The organism is Bradyrhizobium sp. USDA 4538 (genome assembly GCF_024171045.1).
GTDB classification, from domain to species: domain Bacteria; phylum Pseudomonadota; class Alphaproteobacteria; order Rhizobiales; family Xanthobacteraceae; genus Bradyrhizobium; species Bradyrhizobium australafricanum.
In genome coordinates this window covers 3,528,330-3,542,718 of the sequence record NZ_JALJZE010000001.1, presented here as the reverse complement: position 1 = coordinate 3,542,718, position 14,389 = coordinate 3,528,330, and the positions used below count along the sequence as shown (strand labels likewise).

At 64.9% G+C, this 14,389-nt stretch carries 20 protein-coding genes; 7 read left to right on the top strand and 13 right to left on the bottom strand.

The window, feature by feature from the left end; genetic code table 11:
* Positions 1 to 20: 20 nt before the first annotated feature.
* Together J2R78_RS15885 and J2R78_RS15880 are read right to left on the bottom strand one after the other, a co-directional pair.
* Entirely contained in the window at positions 21 to 425 is a 405-nt protein-coding gene (locus J2R78_RS15885) for a hypothetical protein (protein ID WP_253605509.1), read from the bottom strand.
* Positions 426 to 601: 176 nt separating this feature from the next.
* Positions 602 to 1,396, bottom strand: coding sequence for a hypothetical protein (locus J2R78_RS15880; protein WP_253605507.1), 795 nt, complete (start codon positions 1,394 to 1,396; stop codon positions 602 to 604).
* A 116-nt stretch (positions 1,397 to 1,512) separates the two neighbouring features.
* Between J2R78_RS15880 and J2R78_RS15875 the strand changes: the two genes are divergently transcribed.
* Entirely contained in the window at positions 1,513 to 2,547 is a 1,035-nt protein-coding gene (locus J2R78_RS15875) for an aspartate-semialdehyde dehydrogenase (protein WP_028337877.1), read from the top strand.
* Between the two features lie 40 nt (positions 2,548 to 2,587).
* Positions 2,588 to 3,148, top strand: a complete 561-nt coding sequence (locus tag J2R78_RS15870; protein WP_253605505.1) for a TIGR00645 family protein — start codon at positions 2,588 to 2,590, stop codon at positions 3,146 to 3,148.
* 1 nt (position 3,149) lies between these two features.
* Here J2R78_RS15870 and J2R78_RS15865 read toward each other — a convergent pair whose 3' ends face one another.
* Positions 3,150 to 3,806, bottom strand: a complete 657-nt coding sequence (locus J2R78_RS15865) for a carbonic anhydrase (RefSeq protein ID WP_168858194.1) — start codon at positions 3,804 to 3,806, stop codon at positions 3,150 to 3,152.
* A 143-nt stretch (positions 3,807 to 3,949) separates the two neighbouring features.
* On the opposite strand from J2R78_RS15865, the gene J2R78_RS15860 reads away from it, so the two are divergent.
* Positions 3,950 to 4,828 (top strand): CoA ester lyase, encoded by an 879-nt coding sequence (locus tag J2R78_RS15860; protein WP_253605503.1) that lies wholly within the window; start codon positions 3,950 to 3,952, stop codon positions 4,826 to 4,828.
* Between the two features lie 130 nt (positions 4,829 to 4,958).
* Here the strand turns inward: J2R78_RS15860 and J2R78_RS15855 are convergent, their stop codons facing one another.
* From J2R78_RS15855 to J2R78_RS15845, 3 genes are all read right to left on the bottom strand, one after another.
* Positions 4,959 to 5,747, bottom strand: coding sequence for a hypothetical protein (locus J2R78_RS15855; RefSeq protein ID WP_253605501.1), 789 nt, complete (start codon positions 5,745 to 5,747; stop codon positions 4,959 to 4,961).
* 93 nt (positions 5,748 to 5,840) lie between these two features.
* A complete protein-coding gene (gene leuD / locus J2R78_RS15850; protein WP_028336269.1) occupies positions 5,841 to 6,443 on the bottom strand; it encodes a 3-isopropylmalate dehydratase small subunit in 603 nt (200 codons plus the stop codon).
* Positions 6,444 to 6,530: 87 nt separating this feature from the next.
* Positions 6,531 to 6,929, bottom strand: coding sequence for a metallopeptidase family protein (locus J2R78_RS15845; protein ID WP_016847635.1), 399 nt, complete (start codon positions 6,927 to 6,929; stop codon positions 6,531 to 6,533).
* Positions 6,930 to 7,044: 115 nt separating this feature from the next.
* Between J2R78_RS15845 and J2R78_RS15840 the strand changes: the two genes are divergently transcribed.
* Positions 7,045 to 7,371 (top strand): hypothetical protein, encoded by a 327-nt coding sequence (locus J2R78_RS15840; RefSeq protein ID WP_057020952.1) that lies wholly within the window; start codon positions 7,045 to 7,047, stop codon positions 7,369 to 7,371.
* On the opposite strand, the gene J2R78_RS15835 is transcribed toward J2R78_RS15840, so the two are convergent.
* Complete coding sequence (locus J2R78_RS15835; protein ID WP_253605500.1) at positions 7,368 to 7,529, bottom strand: hypothetical protein; 162 nt, start codon at positions 7,527 to 7,529, stop codon at positions 7,368 to 7,370. The two genes, J2R78_RS15840 and J2R78_RS15835, sit on opposite strands and share 4 nt — an antisense overlap.
* Before the next feature lie 394 nt (positions 7,530 to 7,923).
* On the opposite strand from J2R78_RS15835, the gene J2R78_RS15830 reads away from it, so the two are divergent.
* Positions 7,924 to 8,157, top strand: coding sequence for a hypothetical protein (locus tag J2R78_RS15830; RefSeq protein WP_057020951.1), 234 nt, complete (start codon positions 7,924 to 7,926; stop codon positions 8,155 to 8,157).
* 127 nt (positions 8,158 to 8,284) lie between these two features.
* Positions 8,285 to 8,620: a hypothetical protein gene (locus J2R78_RS15825; protein ID WP_253605498.1), complete on the top strand. Its 336-nt coding sequence runs from the start codon at positions 8,285 to 8,287 to the stop codon at positions 8,618 to 8,620.
* A 75-nt stretch (positions 8,621 to 8,695) separates the two neighbouring features.
* Here J2R78_RS15825 and J2R78_RS15820 read toward each other — a convergent pair whose 3' ends face one another.
* Positions 8,696 to 8,989 carry a DUF1330 domain-containing protein gene (locus tag J2R78_RS15820; RefSeq protein ID WP_253605496.1) on the bottom strand — a complete coding sequence of 98 codons (294 nt, stop codon included), beginning with the start codon at positions 8,987 to 8,989 and terminating at the stop codon, positions 8,696 to 8,698.
* A gap of 158 nt (positions 8,990 to 9,147) precedes the next feature.
* On the opposite strand from J2R78_RS15820, the gene J2R78_RS15815 reads away from it, so the two are divergent.
* Positions 9,148 to 9,714: a hypothetical protein gene (locus tag J2R78_RS15815; RefSeq protein ID WP_076834658.1), complete on the top strand. Its 567-nt coding sequence runs from the start codon at positions 9,148 to 9,150 to the stop codon at positions 9,712 to 9,714.
* 115 nt (positions 9,715 to 9,829) lie between these two features.
* On the opposite strand, the gene J2R78_RS15810 is transcribed toward J2R78_RS15815, so the two are convergent.
* The 5 genes from J2R78_RS15810 to J2R78_RS15790 all read right to left on the bottom strand — a co-directional run bounded on the left by J2R78_RS15810 (position 9,830) and on the right by J2R78_RS15790 (position 14,303).
* A complete protein-coding gene (locus tag J2R78_RS15810; protein WP_016847629.1) occupies positions 9,830 to 10,039 on the bottom strand; it encodes a hypothetical protein in 210 nt (69 codons plus the stop codon).
* Positions 10,040 to 10,208: 169 nt separating this feature from the next.
* Entirely contained in the window at positions 10,209 to 11,615 is a 1,407-nt protein-coding gene (gene leuC / locus J2R78_RS15805; protein ID WP_038387216.1) for a 3-isopropylmalate dehydratase large subunit, read from the bottom strand.
* Positions 11,616 to 11,959: 344 nt separating this feature from the next.
* Positions 11,960 to 12,340 carry a 50S ribosomal protein L19 gene (gene rplS, locus J2R78_RS15800; protein WP_018269387.1) on the bottom strand — a complete coding sequence of 127 codons (381 nt, stop codon included), beginning with the start codon at positions 12,338 to 12,340 and terminating at the stop codon, positions 11,960 to 11,962.
* Positions 12,341 to 12,449: 109 nt separating this feature from the next.
* The gene (trmD, locus tag J2R78_RS15795; RefSeq protein WP_253605495.1) at positions 12,450 to 13,211 is read right to left on the bottom strand and encodes a tRNA (guanosine(37)-N1)-methyltransferase TrmD; all 762 of its coding nucleotides are present in this window, start codon (positions 13,209 to 13,211) and stop codon (positions 12,450 to 12,452) included.
* Between the two features lie 9 nt (positions 13,212 to 13,220).
* Positions 13,221 to 14,303, bottom strand: coding sequence for a zinc-binding alcohol dehydrogenase family protein (locus tag J2R78_RS15790; RefSeq protein WP_253605493.1), 1,083 nt, complete (start codon positions 14,301 to 14,303; stop codon positions 13,221 to 13,223).
* Positions 14,304 to 14,389 lie beyond the last annotated feature (86 nt).

Genomic DNA, 14,389 nt, shown 5'->3' with positions numbered 1-14,389 from the left:
ACGACGCCGGGTGAGACGTCTCAGTACAGCGGGAAATTCCGCGGATAGCCGCCGAGATCGGCCGGCGGGCTGAGCGGCTGGCGATCGATCGGGCGGTTGTTGTTCTCACGCGCGAACGAGGGATAGCCGATATCCGGCGGATACGCGTAGTCGTTGAACTTGCGGTCGCCGGGCAGCACTTCGGTGCCGGCGTCGAGCCACGAGCGCGTGGTGACGTAAACGCGGGTGCGCGGACCCTGCTGATAGACCCGGTTCGGACCCTGCGCGCCGTAATAGCGGCGGCCGTCGCGGTCATACTGCTCCTGCTGCTTGCGCGTGCTCGGGCTCTGCGCGCTGGCCGCGGTCATGCCGAACGCGGTTGCGGTGACGGCAGCCGCGGCAAGCAACACCACGAGCTTGTTCGCGGCAGGGAATTCTAGGGTCATCGCATCCTCGTCATTACGGCCCCGTCGGGGCTGGCGCGTCCGCCAAAATCACTCGGAACACATTGTAGCCATGGTGGGGAGGCCGTCACTAGGTCAATTGCGCCACACCGGCCGAGATAATGCGTGTCCAAGCGCAAAAGTTTCATGAAAACCAGTGCCTTGCCACGGTCTCGCCATCAAAGGGCGCCGCGCAGGCGCGGGTTCTCGCTGCCCATGACCCAGTCGGCCGACAGGGCCGGCGCGCCGGAGGTAACGCAGTCGGTGCGCTTGAGCTCGGCATGCGCGAACAGGGCGGCGAGCCGCGGATCGTTGCCCGCGGCCAGCAGGGTCAGGCGGTTCAGCATGCAGATGATCGCGGCGCGCCGGGCCGGCAGGCTGGCGCCCTGGCAGGTCCAGCCGGAGATCCGGAGGTCAGGCGCGTCGGCCTGCTTCAGGAAGCCGAGGCAGGCGCGGCCGCCGTCCTGCCGCGCCGGGCGCAGCAAGGTGACGCTGCCGAACTTGCTGTCGACGATGCCGGCCGCCTCGAGCTCGCGGACGCCGCCCGGGGCGAGCCGCCCGGCAATCTCGGTGGCCGCAGGCCCCAGGGCCTCGCCGCCGGGGCGGTAGATTTCCAGCTCGGCGACTGTTGCACCGTTGGCATCGGCCCAACGGAAGACGTCCTTGCGGCCGCCCTCTGGGTGCCGGAGGATCTCGTAAGTCTCTGTTTTATCTCGCAGATCGAGCCGGCTCAGGGCAAAGGCCGGCGCCGTGCGGCCGGCCGGGCTCCAGCCTGCGGCGGCAGGGGCCGCCATCGCCGTTGCGTCGGGCAGTTGCTTCCATAGATAGTTGCCGAGGACGACGAACAGCGCGAGCACGGCGACATAGGCGAACAGCCGGGAGAGCGTGGCGTACACCTCGTCGACGAAGCTCGTCAGCGCTGACGGAATTCTCGTATGATGGGGCGCGGCCGGATCGGCCCGAAATAAACGCATCAAAACGCTCAAAAGCTACGCAACGTTGTCTTGACGGGGTTTCTCGCATAGAAGCGCTGCCTCTTCCCTTTCCGCAGCTTGCGGGGGAACGGGCATTTTTCGTCGGAGAGTGAACGATGGGTTACAAAGTCGCGGTGGTCGGAGCGACCGGCAATGTCGGGCGCGAAATGCTCAACATTCTCGACGAGCGCAAATTCCCCGCCGACGAGGTCGTCGTGCTGGCCTCGCGCCGCAGCGTCGGCATCGAGGTCTCCTATGGCGACCGCACGCTGAAGGTGAAGGCGCTCGAGCACTATGACTTCTCCGACATCGACATCTGCCTGATGTCGGCCGGCGGCTCGGTCTCCAAGGAATGGTCGCCCAAGATCGGCGCCGCCGGCGCGGTCGTGATCGACAACTCCTCGGCCTGGCGCATGGACCCGGATGTGCCGCTGATCGTGCCCGAAGTGAACGCGGATGCGACCGCCGGCTTCACCAAGAAGAACATCATCGCCAACCCGAACTGCTCGACCGCGCAGCTCGTCGTCGCGTTGAAGCCGCTGCACGACAAGGCGACGATCACGCGCGTCGTGGTCTCGACCTATCAATCGGTGTCGGGCGCCGGCAAGGACGCGATGGACGAATTGTTCTCGCAGACCAAGGCCGTCTACACCAACGACGAGCTGGTCAATAAGAAGTTTCCGAAGCGCATCGCCTTCAACGTCATTCCTCAGATCGACGTCTTCATGGAAGACGGCTACACCAAGGAAGAGTGGAAGATGATGGCGGAGACCAAGAAGATCCTCGATCCGAAGATCAAGCTCGCCGCGACCTGCGTACGCGTGCCGGTCTTCGTCGGTCACTCCGAAGCCGTCAACGTCGAGTTCGCCAATCCGATCACGCCGGACGAGGCGCGCGACATCCTGCGCCGCGCGCCGGGCTGCCTCGTGATCGACAAGCACGAGCCGGGCGGCTACGTCACGCCCTATGAGGCGGCCGGCGAGGACGCGACCTATATCAGCCGCATCCGCGAGGACGCGACAGTGGAGAACGGCCTGTCGTTCTGGTGCGTGTCGGACAACCTGCGCAAGGGCGCGGCGCTCAATGCCGTGCAGATCGCCGAAGTCCTGATCAACCGCAAGCTGATCACCGCCAAGCAGAAGGCGGCATAAAAAAGCTGCCGCGGGAATACGGCGTCAGGAAGCGCGTGGCATGGCGGAAGCGGAACAACCGGGGACCTATCGGCCCAATCCGACGCTGAAGCGGGTCGAACGCCGTTTCGAGAACCTGCTGTTCAACAGCCGCTGGCTGATGGCGCCGTTCTATTTCGGCCTCGTCATCAGCCTCGCCGCGTTGCTGTTCAAGTTCTGCATGGAGCTGTGGCACTTCATCCTGCATGTGCCGGATGCCAAGGAATCCGACATCATTCTCGGCGTGCTGGCGCTGATCGACATCTCGCTGACCGGCAATCTGATCCTGATCGTGGTGTTCTCGGGCTACGAGAACTTCGTCTCGAAGATCGATCCGGAAGGGCATCCGGATTGGCCGGACTGGATGACCAAGGTCGATTTCGGCGGCCTGAAGCAAAAACTGCTGGCGTCGATCGTCGCGATCTCGGCGATTCAGGTGCTGAAGGCGTTCATGAACCTCGATACCGCGTTCGACCCCAGCAAGCTCGCCTGGCTGGTCGGCGTGCACCTGGTATTCGTGGTGTCGTCCTTCATGCTCGCGATCTCCGACCGCTGGGGCAGCGGCCATCACGGCGACGAGTAGATTACTGGTCTGATTTCAGCTCGTCGCGGACGCTGATGAATTCCTTCGCGACCCGGTCGAGCACGAACAGCGAGCCCTCGGCGACGCCGAAATAGGCACCGTGCAGCTGCATCTCGCCGCTCTCGACGCGTTCGCGCACGAACGGGAAGGTCATCAGGTTCTCCAGCGAGCGGAACACCGCGGCCTTCTCGATGCGGACGACGAAATCCTGCATGGTCTCATGCTCGCGTTGCTCGACGATTTCGCCGGGCTTGATGAACATCTGCATCCATTTGCCGATGAAGTCGCCGGGCGTGAGCGGCTTGATCTTGTCGACGAAGGCGCGGATGCCGCCGCACTGCGCGTGGCCCAGCACCACGATGTTCTTCACCTTCAAAACGGTCACGGCATATTCCAGCGCGGCCGAGACGCCGTGGGCGTTGCTGTCGGGCTGATAGACCGGAACCAGATTGGCGATGTTGCGGACCACGAACAACTCGCCGGGGCCGGCGTCGAAGATCACCTCCGGCGAGACGCGGGAGTCGCAGCAGCCGATCACCATGGTCTCGGGAAACTGGCCGCGCTCCGAGAGGTCCTGGTAGCGCGACTGCTCGGTCGGCAGCCGCTGGGTCGCGAACGTCCGGTAGCCGTCGATCAACTGCTTCGGAAAGAATTTCATGGTCTCTGGCTAACCACATGCGGGTAACGGGAACAAGACTTTCGGCGTGTGGCCTGAGATGATACGGCAGCGTTGAAGAATGGTTCCCGCCCGATGCCCAAACAATGGACACCGGCGGAGCCCGAGCCCCCAGGAGAATGTCGATGATCCGTCCGCGCCGCAGCTTGTTGTTCATGCCGGGATCGAATGCACGGGCGCTGGAAAAGGCCCGGACGCTGCCGGCGGACGGCATTATCCTCGACCTTGAGGATGCGGTCGCCCCTGACGCCAAGGCCACGGCGCGGGAGCAGATCGCCAAGGCGGTCGCGGCCAAGGGCTTTGGCAAGCGCGAGGTTCTGATCCGCATCAACGCGCTCGACACGCCCTGGTGGGTCGACGACATCGGCATGGCCGGCAAGTCGCAGCCGGACGGGATCCTGGTTCCCAAGATCTCGACCGTCGACGATCTCAACGCCGTCGCCGATCGCCTCAGCGACATCAGTGCGCCTGCCTCGATCCGGGTCTGGGCGATGATCGAAACCGCGCGCGCGGTGCTCGACGCCGACAAGCTGGCCGCGGCATCGAAGGATTCCGAAACCCGGCTCGCCGGCTTCGTGTTCGGGCCGAACGACATTGCCCGCGAAACCCGGATCCGGATGAAGCCGGGCCGCGCGGCGATGATTCCGATGATCACGCATTGCATCCTGGCGACCCGCGCGCACGGGCTCGAGATCCTCGACGGGCCCTATAGCGACATCAGCAATGTCGACGGCTTCGCGGAGGAATGCGCGCAGGGCCGCGATCTCGGCTTCGACGGCAAGACGCTGATCCATCCGAGCCACATCGATGCCTGCAACGCGATCTTCACGCCGCCGGAGGCCGAGGTCGCCGAGGCGCGCAAGATCATTGCCGCCTTCGAGAAGCCGGAGAACGCCTCGCGCGGCGCGATCCAGCTCGACGGCCGCATGGTCGAGCGCCTGCACGCCGAGATGGCCAGGCGCACCATCGCGATCGCCGATGCGATCGCCGCGATGGGGCATTAGCCCAGCGAAGCGCCGGATGAGGGGTTGTCTCCGCTTCTGGGATTCTCCCGTGGGGAGAGAACCCCTCATCCGGCTTCGCTTCGCGAAGCCACCCTCTCCCACAAGGGGAGAGGGTGCAGCGGTGTTTGCGTTACGCTCCAAACCTCTCCGCCGCCCACGCGTAGAGGCTGCCCGGGATCGGCGCCTCCTTGCCGCGTCCCTTCGGCGAGATGTGCAGGCCGATGATCCCGGGATCGTTCAGGTACTTCGAAAAATCCGATGGCTCGAAGAACAGTCTCGGCTCGGCGTGCACGGCGTAGAATGATCGCTTCGGCAGCGCGTGCTGCAATTCGCCTGCGCGGCGCGCCAGCGCGGTGAGCGCCGCCGGGCCGTAGATCGCGACACGGATGTCGGCGAGGCGATTGGACTTGCCGCGCAGCCGGCGCATCGCAAAGGTCAGGCGATGGCGCAGCGCCAGCCAGTCCGGGATCAGCTCGTCCTGCTGCATCAGCGCATCGAAGGCGCGCACGATCGGATCGTCGGGCGGCAGATACAGCACGGAGTTGCCGAGCTGCCGCGGCCGCTCCCAGGCAAAATAGGGCTTGGCCGGATCGAGCTCGACGCCCTTCAGCAGCAGCACGTCAGCGTCGAGCCAGAGACCGGCGCGCCGCGCCATCAGCCGCATGCGGAAGAAGTCGCTGAACTGCAGCATGGTCCAGTCGCGCCACGAGCCGTCGGGCTCCGCCGGGCGCAGCTTCTCCGCGAACGAATGCGGCAGCACGGCTTCGGCTTCGGCATTGCCGATACCGTCGGGCAGGCCGGGAATCGGATCGAAACTGTAGACGGTGACCTTGTGCCCCGCCGCCGCCTGCGAGCGCAGGCAGGTCTGGCGCAGCGCGTCCATCGAGCCGTGCCAGAAGGTGACGATGTCAGGCAGCATGCGCGTCAGCTATCGGCGGGTTTGCGGCGAGCGAATTCGGCAAAGAAAAGCCCCGGCGCCTGACGGCACCGGGGCACGATGATGGGCTGAGCCTCAAGCCCAGGCGCGTTCCCTAAGCTTGGTCTCGTAGCTGTCGATCGACGATTTCTTTTCCATCGTCAGGCCGATGTCGTCGAGGCCGTTGATCAGGCAGTGCTTGCGGAACGGGTCGATCTCGAACTTGACCTTACCGCCGTCGGGACCGCGGATCTCCTGGTTGGGGAGGTCGATGGTCAGCGTCGCGTTGGCGCCGCGCTCGGCGTCGTCGAACAGCTTGTCGAGGTCCTCCTGCGACACGCGGATCGGCAGGATGCCGTTCTTGAAGCAGTTGTTGTAGAAGATGTCGCCAAACGAGGTCGAGATCACGCAGCGGATGCCGAAGTCGAGCAGTGCCCAGGGCGCGTGCTCGCGGCTCGAGCCGCAGCCGAAATTGTCGCCGGCGACCAGCACCTTCGCGTTGCGATAGGCGGGCTGGTTGAGGACGAAATCCGGGTTCTCGCTGCCGTCATCCTTGTAGCGCTGCTCGGAGAAAAGCCCCTTGCCAAGGCCGGTGCGCTTGATGGTCTTGAGGTACTGCTTCGGAATGATCATGTCGGTGTCGACATTGATGATCTTCAGCGGCGCCGCGACGCCTTCCAGCGTGGTGAACTTGTCCATCGGTGCTCTTCCCGGGCAAAAAATAGCGGATATCTGCCGGATGTTTATCGCGAATGTGACAGCGGTAAAAGGGCCATTTCTGCAGGGCTAGCCCGCATCGGCCTCAATCGCCTCCATATCGGCGTCGGAGAGGCCGAAATGGTGCCCGATCTCATGGATCAGCACGTGGCGAACGATGTGGCCGAGGGTCTCGTCGTGCTCCGCCCAGTAATCCAGGATCGGCCGGCGGTACAGCCAGACCAGGTTGGGCAGCCGGGCCACGTCGCTATGGCTCTGCTGCGGCAGGCCGATGCCCTGAAACAGGCCGAGCAGGTCGAACTCGCTCTCGGCCTGCATCTCGTCGAGCACCTCGTCGGTCGGAAAGTCGTCGACGCGGATGATCAGGCCCTCGCAGAGGGCCCGGAACGTCTTGGGCAGGCGCTCGAAAACCTCGTGCGCCATGGCCTCCATCTCGGCCAGCGAGGGGGCTTTTTCTGTGGTCCACATGACACTCCTTTAGCGCGAGTGCTATCGGCGGCGCCAGCGCAGTTGACCTTGGCGGCGCAATGGGAGACCGTGCCGCCCACGAATGGGGCTCAAGAATCGAGCTTGGGTGGGCGTAATGAAACGGATCGTGGCGACAGCGCTGTTGGCTGTAGCAGTCGGGCTCTCGCTCCCGGCGACAAAGGCGCAGGCACAGAGCGCGGCGGCTGAGGCGCGCGTCGGCGAGGCGGCACCGGTCGCGCGCACGCGCGTCGTCGAGCGCCGCCGGCTGAAGCGCGTGCCGATCTACCGGTCCCGGCCCGATCATTGGGAACCCGATGTCATCCCGCGCTACAACCCCGGTCCGAACGCCGTGCGCGACTGCACCGCGACCTATGTGCAGGAGCACCGGCCGAGCGGTACCGTGATCACGCCGCGCATGAACTGCTTCTGGCGGCCGGGCTAGTTACGCGTATGTCGGCGCGTTGCGCCGATCATCGCAACAGCCGCGATCAAACCTGTCGCCCCATAGACCGCCGCCGCCATCAGCATCTGCGTGCGATGGCTCGCGGTGCCGATGTCGTCGCCCGGTCCTTGCGAGGCGAGCGCGACATCGCCGAGCATGATGGAACCGCAGAGCGCCGCGAGGGCTGTTCGAAGCAGCCACCTGCGTGCGCGTTTGTGTCATGGCAATCCCGCAACGGACAGAACGCGAGATACGACCATCGTCTATGTCGTTTGCACACGAACGCGAAAAATCGCGCGCAGTGCTGGAACCTGATTGCGCCGGCAGCATTCATGTTCGTGGCGCAGTCATTCACTTCCCATTCACGTCGTCCGCATTCTGCTAGCGATCTGCGTCGCGGCAACGGCGTCGATTCGAAAGCCCAGGCGTTTCCAGCGGAGCCTGTCCCGCACGTGATGCGGGATGGACACCGGTTCGCGTGAGGAAAACGCGTCAAGCAGAAGTTCGAGTCGTCGTTGCAAGACGTGACTTCAAGGGATCAGGAGACAATTCATGAAGGCGATGAAGGTTCTGGGGCTCGCGGCTGTCGGTGCCGTGTTGGTGTTGGCGGCGCCGGCCGAGCGTGCAAGCGCGATGTCGCTCGCCACGCCGGGCACAGCCGCCACGGTTCAGGACAACGCGAACCAGGCGACCACGCAGGTACGCTGGGGTGGGCGCGGCTGGCATCGTGGCTGGCATCGCGGACATCACCGCGGCTGGGGGCATCGTCGCCACTGGCGCCGTTGATCGCGCGGCGTATCAGCGCAGATGAGACACAGGCCCGTGAGCAGCGGGCCTGTTGTCGTTCTCAGCCATCAAACCGGCAGATTCGCCCACGCGAGATGATATCAATCGCAATCTGCAGGAGTTGATCATGATGAGATGGATCGGTGTTGCGGCTGTCGCGTGTGCGTTCGCGTTGACGGCGCCGGCATCGGCAACCGCCGCGGCATCAGCCAAGCCGCAGGCCGCGGCACCGCAGCGGCAAGCAGGCAAGGCAACGGATATCAGCGCGCAGCGCCATCATCATTACCATCGTCGCCACTATCACTACGGCTACCGTCCTTATTACCGGCCGTACTACCGGCCCTATTCCTATTATCGGCCGTACGGCTCCTATTATTACGGGCGGCCCTATTACTATCGGCCGTACCCCTATGCTGCGCCGGCGCCATTCACCTTCGGCTTCGGGTTCGGCCCGTTCTGGTGATGCACGCAGTCGCGCCGTGCGCGACATCAGCCGTGCAACAAGAGAGCAGCTCCGATCGGAGCTGCTCCATCCGTCTCAGGGCGCGAAGCCCTTCGCCAGCAGCACAATGCCCTGCGCACCCGCCTTGCGATCCCTGGAGATCTCGACATATTCGGGCGACTCCGACCAGGCACGGAATGCGGCTTCGTCAGGGAATGACATCAGCACCAGCTTGTCGCGATCCCAGCTGCCCTCGATCACCGCGGGCTGTTCGTCGGCCGACAGCAGGCGTCCGTCGAATTTCCTGAATACGTCGAAGAAGCGCGCTTGATACCGATCATAGGCGGCGCGATCGGTCATCTTGAGTTGCACGATCACATAGACAGTCACTGACGTTTCTCCCGGACGTTTCGCCGCAGCGTTTTGCGCGTTCATGGCGCATTCACTCAGCGATTTCTAGCGTCATGCCGGGAGCGACTGCAATGAACGCAATGAAACCGGCTGCCATGCAGCTTGGTGCTCGTTGCCGTTGTCAGGGAGGTTCAGAGATGAGGGAGAGCTATTTGCGGCGCGGATTGGTGCGCCGTCTCGGCGTTGCGGCGGCCGCTGTCTTCGCATTGTCGGTTGCTTCGCAGCAGCGCGCCGAAGCGCTGTCGCTGGCGAGCCCGGCCGCCGCGCCCGCGGCAAGGTCTGCGGCCGATGCCATGACGACCCAGGTCCGGCACGGCGGTGGCGGCCACGGCGGCGGAGGTTTTCATGGTGGCGGCTTCCGCGGTGGTGGATTCCACGGCGGCGGATTTCACGGCCGCGGCTTCCGTGGTGGCGGCTTCCGCGCCGCGCCGGCGTTCCATGGCGGCTATCGCTATGGCGGCTTCCATCGCCATTATGGTGGCTACCACCGCTTCTACGGCGGCGGTTATCGCTACGGCTATCGGCCCTATTACCGCCGACACTTCCATCACCGGCGTTTCTTCTACGGATCGTCCTACTATTACCCGGCCTACTACCATCACCGCCGCTGCCGGGTGGTCTGGACCTATTACGGACCGCGCCGGATCTGCCGGCCGTGGTGGCACCACCGCCACTACTGGCGGCCGTACCGGGTCTATTGGTAAAGTTTGAAATGACAGCGGGCGCCTCCGGCGCCCGTCTTGTTGGGTCCCTTTCTTTGCGCGCTGGAGCGTGTTCGAGCGCCGCTTCGCGTGAAGAAAACGCGTCAAGAAAGGGGCGTTAGTCCCAGTTCTTCAGCTTCCAGGACTTTATCTTCCACGGCGTCAGGTTTTCCATCCGCCATTGCGTCCAGCGCTCCGGCGGCCAGTGGCTGAGGCGTGAGGTTTCCTTCACCTCGGGAAGCGGATCGATGATGCGCGCCACGGCACGACGGCGCTTCTGGCGCGTCGCGTCGCTGATCATGTCGACGAATTCGGGTTTATCGGCCACGGCACGCGCTCCTTGCGAAGGCTTGTTTTCGCAAGGAGGTAGTGTGCGTGCGCCCCGTTAACGAGCCGTTTCCGAAACGGCTCGAGCTTGAGACGAAGCAATAGCGTTTTCGAGCGAAGTGTCCCGGTTCGCGTGAAGAAAACGCGTCAAAAAAAATCTGACGCTTGCCTTAGCGCCAGTCGCGGACGTCGACGAAGTGTCCGGCGATCGCGGCGGCCGCGGCCATCGCGGGCGACACCAGATGGGTGCGGCCCTTGAAGCCCTGGCGGCCCTCGAAGTTGCGGTTCGAGGTCGAGGCGCAGCGCTCTTCCGGCTTCAGCTTGTCCGGGTTCATCGCAAGGCACATTGAGCAGCCCGGCTCGCGCCAGTCGAAGCCGGCCGCAATGAAGATCTTGTCGAGGCCTTCGGCTTCCGCCTGCTCCTTCACGATGCCCGAGCCCGGCACGATCATCGCGTTGACGTTGGCGTTGACGGTCTTGCCCTCGGCGATCTTCGCAGCGGCACGCAGATCCTCGATGCGGCCGTTGGTGCAGGAGCCGATGAAGACGCGGTCGAGCTTGATGTCGGTGATCTTCGTACCGGCGGACAGGCCCATATATTTCAGCGCGCGATGCTTGGAGATGCGCTTGGCCTCATCGGCGATCTTGTCGGGATCGGGTACGAAGCCGGTCACCGAGATGACGTCCTCAGGGCTCGTGCCCCAGGTGACGATCGGCGGCAGCTTGGCCGCATCGAGCCGGATCTCGTGGTCGAAATGCGCGCCCTCGTCGGAGCGCAGCGTCTCCCAGTAGCGCATCGCGGCGTCCCAGGCGGCGCCCTTCGGCGCCTTCGGGCGGCCGCGCAGGAAGTCGAACGCCTTCTGGTCGGGCGCAACCAGGCCGGCGCGCGCGCCGCCTTCGATCGACATGTTGCAGACTGTCATGCGGCCTTCCATCGAGAGCGCACGGATCGCCTCGCCGGCATATTCCAGCACATAGCCGGTGCCGCCGGCGGTGCCGATCTCGCCGATGATCGCCAGGATGATGTCCTTGCCGGTCACGCCTTCGGGCAACTTGCCGTCGACGATCGCGCGCATGTTCTTGGCCTTCTTCTGGATCAGGGTCTGCGTCGCCAGCACATGCTCGACCTCGGAGGTGCCGATGCCGTGCGCGAGCGCGCCGAACGCGCCATGCGTCGAGGTGTGGCTGTCACCGCAGACGATGGTGGTGCCGGGCAGCGTAAAACCCTGCTCCGGGCCGATGACGTGAACGATGCCCTGACGCTTGTCGAACTCGTTGTAATACTCGATGCCGAATTCCTTGGCGTTCTCCGCCATCACCCGCATCTGCTCGATGCTTTCAGGATCGGGGTTCGGCTTCGAGCGGTCGGTGGTCGGGATGTTATGGTCGACGACGGCGAGTGTCTTCTCGGGCGCGTGCACCTTGCGGCCGGCGGCGCGCAGCCCTTCGAACGCCTGCGGCGAGGTCACCTCGTGCACCAGGTGGCGATCGATATAGAGCAGGCAGGTGCCGTCGTCGGCCTCGTGGACCAGATGGTCGTTCCAGATCTTGTCGTACAGCGTTGTCGGTTTGGACATGAGCTTCAGCTCCAGAAGAAATTTAGTGTTGGAATGGCATGAGCGCGTCTTAAGCGCGCGGACAGGCGAAAGCGTCGAGGCAGCGTTACGCTGCGCGTCTAAGCTCTGATGTTGCCGACGTCGCAAAGCGCCCGAAGAAGCGGCCGGGCAGCCGCGAGCGATCGTCGATCACGACGCGCTGGCAGGGCTGGCTTGCTCGATCCGGAACCATTCTAAATTTCTAACACAGGGCTCGCGCCCACGACAATCGATCCATGCGCGGGCCTGCACGTCAGATAGGTATGCCGCAACAAAAAAGCGCGGGGCAGGCCCCGCGCTTTCGGTCACATCCCCTGAGGGAAACGTTACTCGCCGACGGCGGTCTGGCGGTCCTGCTTCTCGACGATGCGGGCCGACTTGCCGCGCAGGTTGCGCAGATAATAAAGCTTGGCGCGACGAACCTTGCCGCGACGCACGACCTTGATCGAGTCGATCATCGGCGACATCACCGGGAAGACGCGCTCGACGCCTTCGCCGTAGGAGATCTTGCGCACGGTGAAGCTCTCGTTGAGGCCCTGACCGGAACGACCGATGCAAACGCCCTCATAGGCCTGCACGCGGGTACGCTCGCCTTCGACCACCTTCACGTTGACGATGACGGTGTCGCCGGGTCCGAATTCCGGGATATCCTTGGTGGCGGCGAGCTTGTCGAACTGCTCTTTTTCGAGCTGCTGAATAAGGTTCATTGAAATCTCCATCGGCGGCGCGCCCAGCCTTTCGCGGGCTGCGCAAACGTCCATCTATCCTGCGCGGGTGCGGATTTGGCCGCCCGTATAAGGCAAAGCGCAGGGTTTGTCACCCGTCTGTCTTGTTTTTTGTCCCTCGCCGAGCGGCTTTTTGGCCGGCCTTGCGGGCCCAGAGATCAGGCCGCCGGGCCGCCGTCAGGGCCTCGGACTGGGCCAGCCGCCAGGCCGCGACCTTGGCGTGATCGCCGGAAATCAGGATTTCCGGGATTGGCCGGCCCTCGAACTCCTGCGGGCGGGTGTATTGGGGGTATTCCAGTAGTCCTTCGGAAAAGCTTTCCTCGGTTCCCGAGGCCTGCTTGCCCATCACCCCCGGCAACAGGCGGACGCAGGCGTCGATCAGGGCCATCGCGGCGATTTCGCCGCCGGACAGCACAAAATCGCCGATCGAGACCTCCTCGAGGTCCCGGGCCTCGATCACCCGCTGGTCGATGCCCTCGAAGCGGCCGCAGACGATCAGGGGGCCGGGCCCGGCCGCCAGTGCCGCGACCTGGGTCTGGGTCAATGGCCGACCGCGCGGGCTCATCAAGAGGCGCGGACGGTCAGGCGCGATATCGGCGGCGTCGATCGCCGCCGCCAGGACATCGGCCCGCAGCACCATGCCCGGACCGCCGCCCGCCGGCGTGTCGTCGACGCTGCGGTGCTTGTCGGTCGCCGAGGTCCGGATGTCGCGCGCTTCCAGCGCCCAGAGCCCGCCAGCCAGCGCCTTGCCGGCGAGGCTGACGCCGAGCGGCCCCGGAAACATGTCCGGGAACAGGGTCAGCACGGTGGCGCGCCACGGTGTCGACTGGGCTGGTGTCTCTTGCGATGTCATGGCCTCTGGTTACGGCACCACGGCCGTGAGGTCGAGGCTCTGCATCATCGCGGCCGCGTCCACCGCGCGGCGGCAGTCGGCGAGTCCGAAGCTCGCGACATTGATCTTGCGCAGATCAAGCAGGCCTTCGGCGGCGAGGCCGGCGAGCTGGCCTGGTGCCGTGCGGTCGTACATGAATTGCCCGACCACCTCCCAGTCATTCGCCAGCATCTCGCGGAACGAGAGTTCGAGCGGCACCTCGGCGCTGCCCATCAGCACCATCCGGCCGCCACGCCTGAGCGCGCGCAGAGAGGACAGTGTGGTCGACGTGCTCTTGGCGGCGCCGAGCAAATCGAGCGCGACATCGGCGCTGCCGCCAGCGGCGCGGCGGATGACCGCAAGGTCGGCTGCGGCATCGCCGCTGACGACGGCGGGAATGACGCGCGGGCCGAACGCGTCGCGCAACTGCTGGAGCGCGGCCTCCTTGCGGCCGACGGCGACGACGCGGCCCGCGCCCATCGCGACCGCGAGCATCACGCCGCCCGAACCGAAATAGCCGGTCGCGCCGTTGACGATGATGGTCTGCCCGCCGCGCAGGCCGGAGCGCTGCAAGCCGCCGAACGGCACGATCAGTTTTGCGAGCCCGATCAGTTCGGTCGCCGGCTTGTCGTCGAGATTGGCGAGCGGTGTGACGCAGGCGGCCGGCCAGTGTGCGATCTCCGCGAACACGCCGTCGCGCCAGCGCGCCTGCAACGCGAACGCCTCCGGCGTCGTCACCGTGGCGGTGAGGCCGATCAGGATCTGCGGCGGATCGCGATCCGGCACGTCGCCGCGCAGATGCGGGCTGAGAAATACGCGGTCGCCGCTTTGCACATGCGTGACGTTGTCGCCGGTGGCGACGACGCGCGCGATCGCGTTGGTGCCCGGCACGAACGGCATCGGCGGCAGGCTGTAGGGCAGCGCGCCGGACAGCAGCTTGTTGGTGTAGGACAGCACCATGCCGGCCTCGATCCGCACCACGACGCCATCGGGCGCGGGCATCGGCGTCGTAACATCCTCGAAGCGCAGATCGTTGTGGGCGTGCAGCCGCCAGGCCTTGTGCGTGCTTGTCATTGGGATGCTCCGTGAGACCATTGCTTAGGTAGCCCGGATGGAGCGAAGCGCAATCCGGGAATCGTGCAAGCAATGACGAGCGGCCC

What these genes read in the sequence shown, in the direction of transcription:
- rplS (WP_018269387.1), bottom strand. Translation starts at nt 12,340, where the DNA reads ATGAACCTTATTCAGCAGCTCGAAAAAGAGCAGTTCGACAAGCTCGCC.
- trmD (WP_253605495.1), bottom strand. Translation starts at nt 13,211, where the DNA reads ATGACATCGCAAGAGACACCAGCCCAGTCGACACCGTGGCGCGCCACC.
- J2R78_RS15835 (WP_253605500.1), bottom strand. Translation starts at nt 7,529, where the DNA reads ATGCTCGGCGATGTCGCGCTCGCCTCGCAAGGACCGGGCGACGACATC.
- leuC (WP_038387216.1), bottom strand. Translation starts at nt 11,615, where the DNA reads ATGTCCAAACCGACAACGCTGTACGACAAGATCTGGAACGACCATCTG.
- J2R78_RS15790 (WP_253605493.1), bottom strand. Translation starts at nt 14,303, where the DNA reads ATGACAAGCACGCACAAGGCCTGGCGGCTGCACGCCCACAACGATCTG.
- J2R78_RS15855 (WP_253605501.1), bottom strand. Translation starts at nt 5,747, where the DNA reads ATGCTGCCTGACATCGTCACCTTCTGGCACGGCTCGATGGACGCGCTG.
- J2R78_RS15830 (WP_057020951.1), top strand. Translation starts at nt 7,924, where the DNA reads ATGAAGGCGATGAAGGTTCTGGGGCTCGCGGCTGTCGGTGCCGTGTTG.
- J2R78_RS15815 (WP_076834658.1), top strand. Translation starts at nt 9,148, where the DNA reads ATGAGGGAGAGCTATTTGCGGCGCGGATTGGTGCGCCGTCTCGGCGTT.
- J2R78_RS15870 (WP_253605505.1), top strand. Translation starts at nt 2,588, where the DNA reads ATGGCGGAAGCGGAACAACCGGGGACCTATCGGCCCAATCCGACGCTG.
- J2R78_RS15840 (WP_057020952.1), top strand. Translation starts at nt 7,045, where the DNA reads ATGAAACGGATCGTGGCGACAGCGCTGTTGGCTGTAGCAGTCGGGCTC.
- J2R78_RS15875 (WP_028337877.1), top strand. Translation starts at nt 1,513, where the DNA reads ATGGGTTACAAAGTCGCGGTGGTCGGAGCGACCGGCAATGTCGGGCGC.
- J2R78_RS15880 (WP_253605507.1), bottom strand. Translation starts at nt 1,396, where the DNA reads ATGCGTTTATTTCGGGCCGATCCGGCCGCGCCCCATCATACGAGAATT.
- leuD (WP_028336269.1), bottom strand. Translation starts at nt 6,443, where the DNA reads ATGGACAAGTTCACCACGCTGGAAGGCGTCGCGGCGCCGCTGAAGATC.
- J2R78_RS15825 (WP_253605498.1), top strand. Translation starts at nt 8,285, where the DNA reads ATGATGAGATGGATCGGTGTTGCGGCTGTCGCGTGTGCGTTCGCGTTG.
- J2R78_RS15845 (WP_016847635.1), bottom strand. Translation starts at nt 6,929, where the DNA reads ATGTGGACCACAGAAAAAGCCCCCTCGCTGGCCGAGATGGAGGCCATG.
- J2R78_RS15865 (WP_168858194.1), bottom strand. Translation starts at nt 3,806, where the DNA reads ATGAAATTCTTTCCGAAGCAGTTGATCGACGGCTACCGGACGTTCGCG.
- J2R78_RS15860 (WP_253605503.1), top strand. Translation starts at nt 3,950, where the DNA reads ATGATCCGTCCGCGCCGCAGCTTGTTGTTCATGCCGGGATCGAATGCA.
- J2R78_RS15885 (WP_253605509.1), bottom strand. Translation starts at nt 425, where the DNA reads ATGACCCTAGAATTCCCTGCCGCGAACAAGCTCGTGGTGTTGCTTGCC.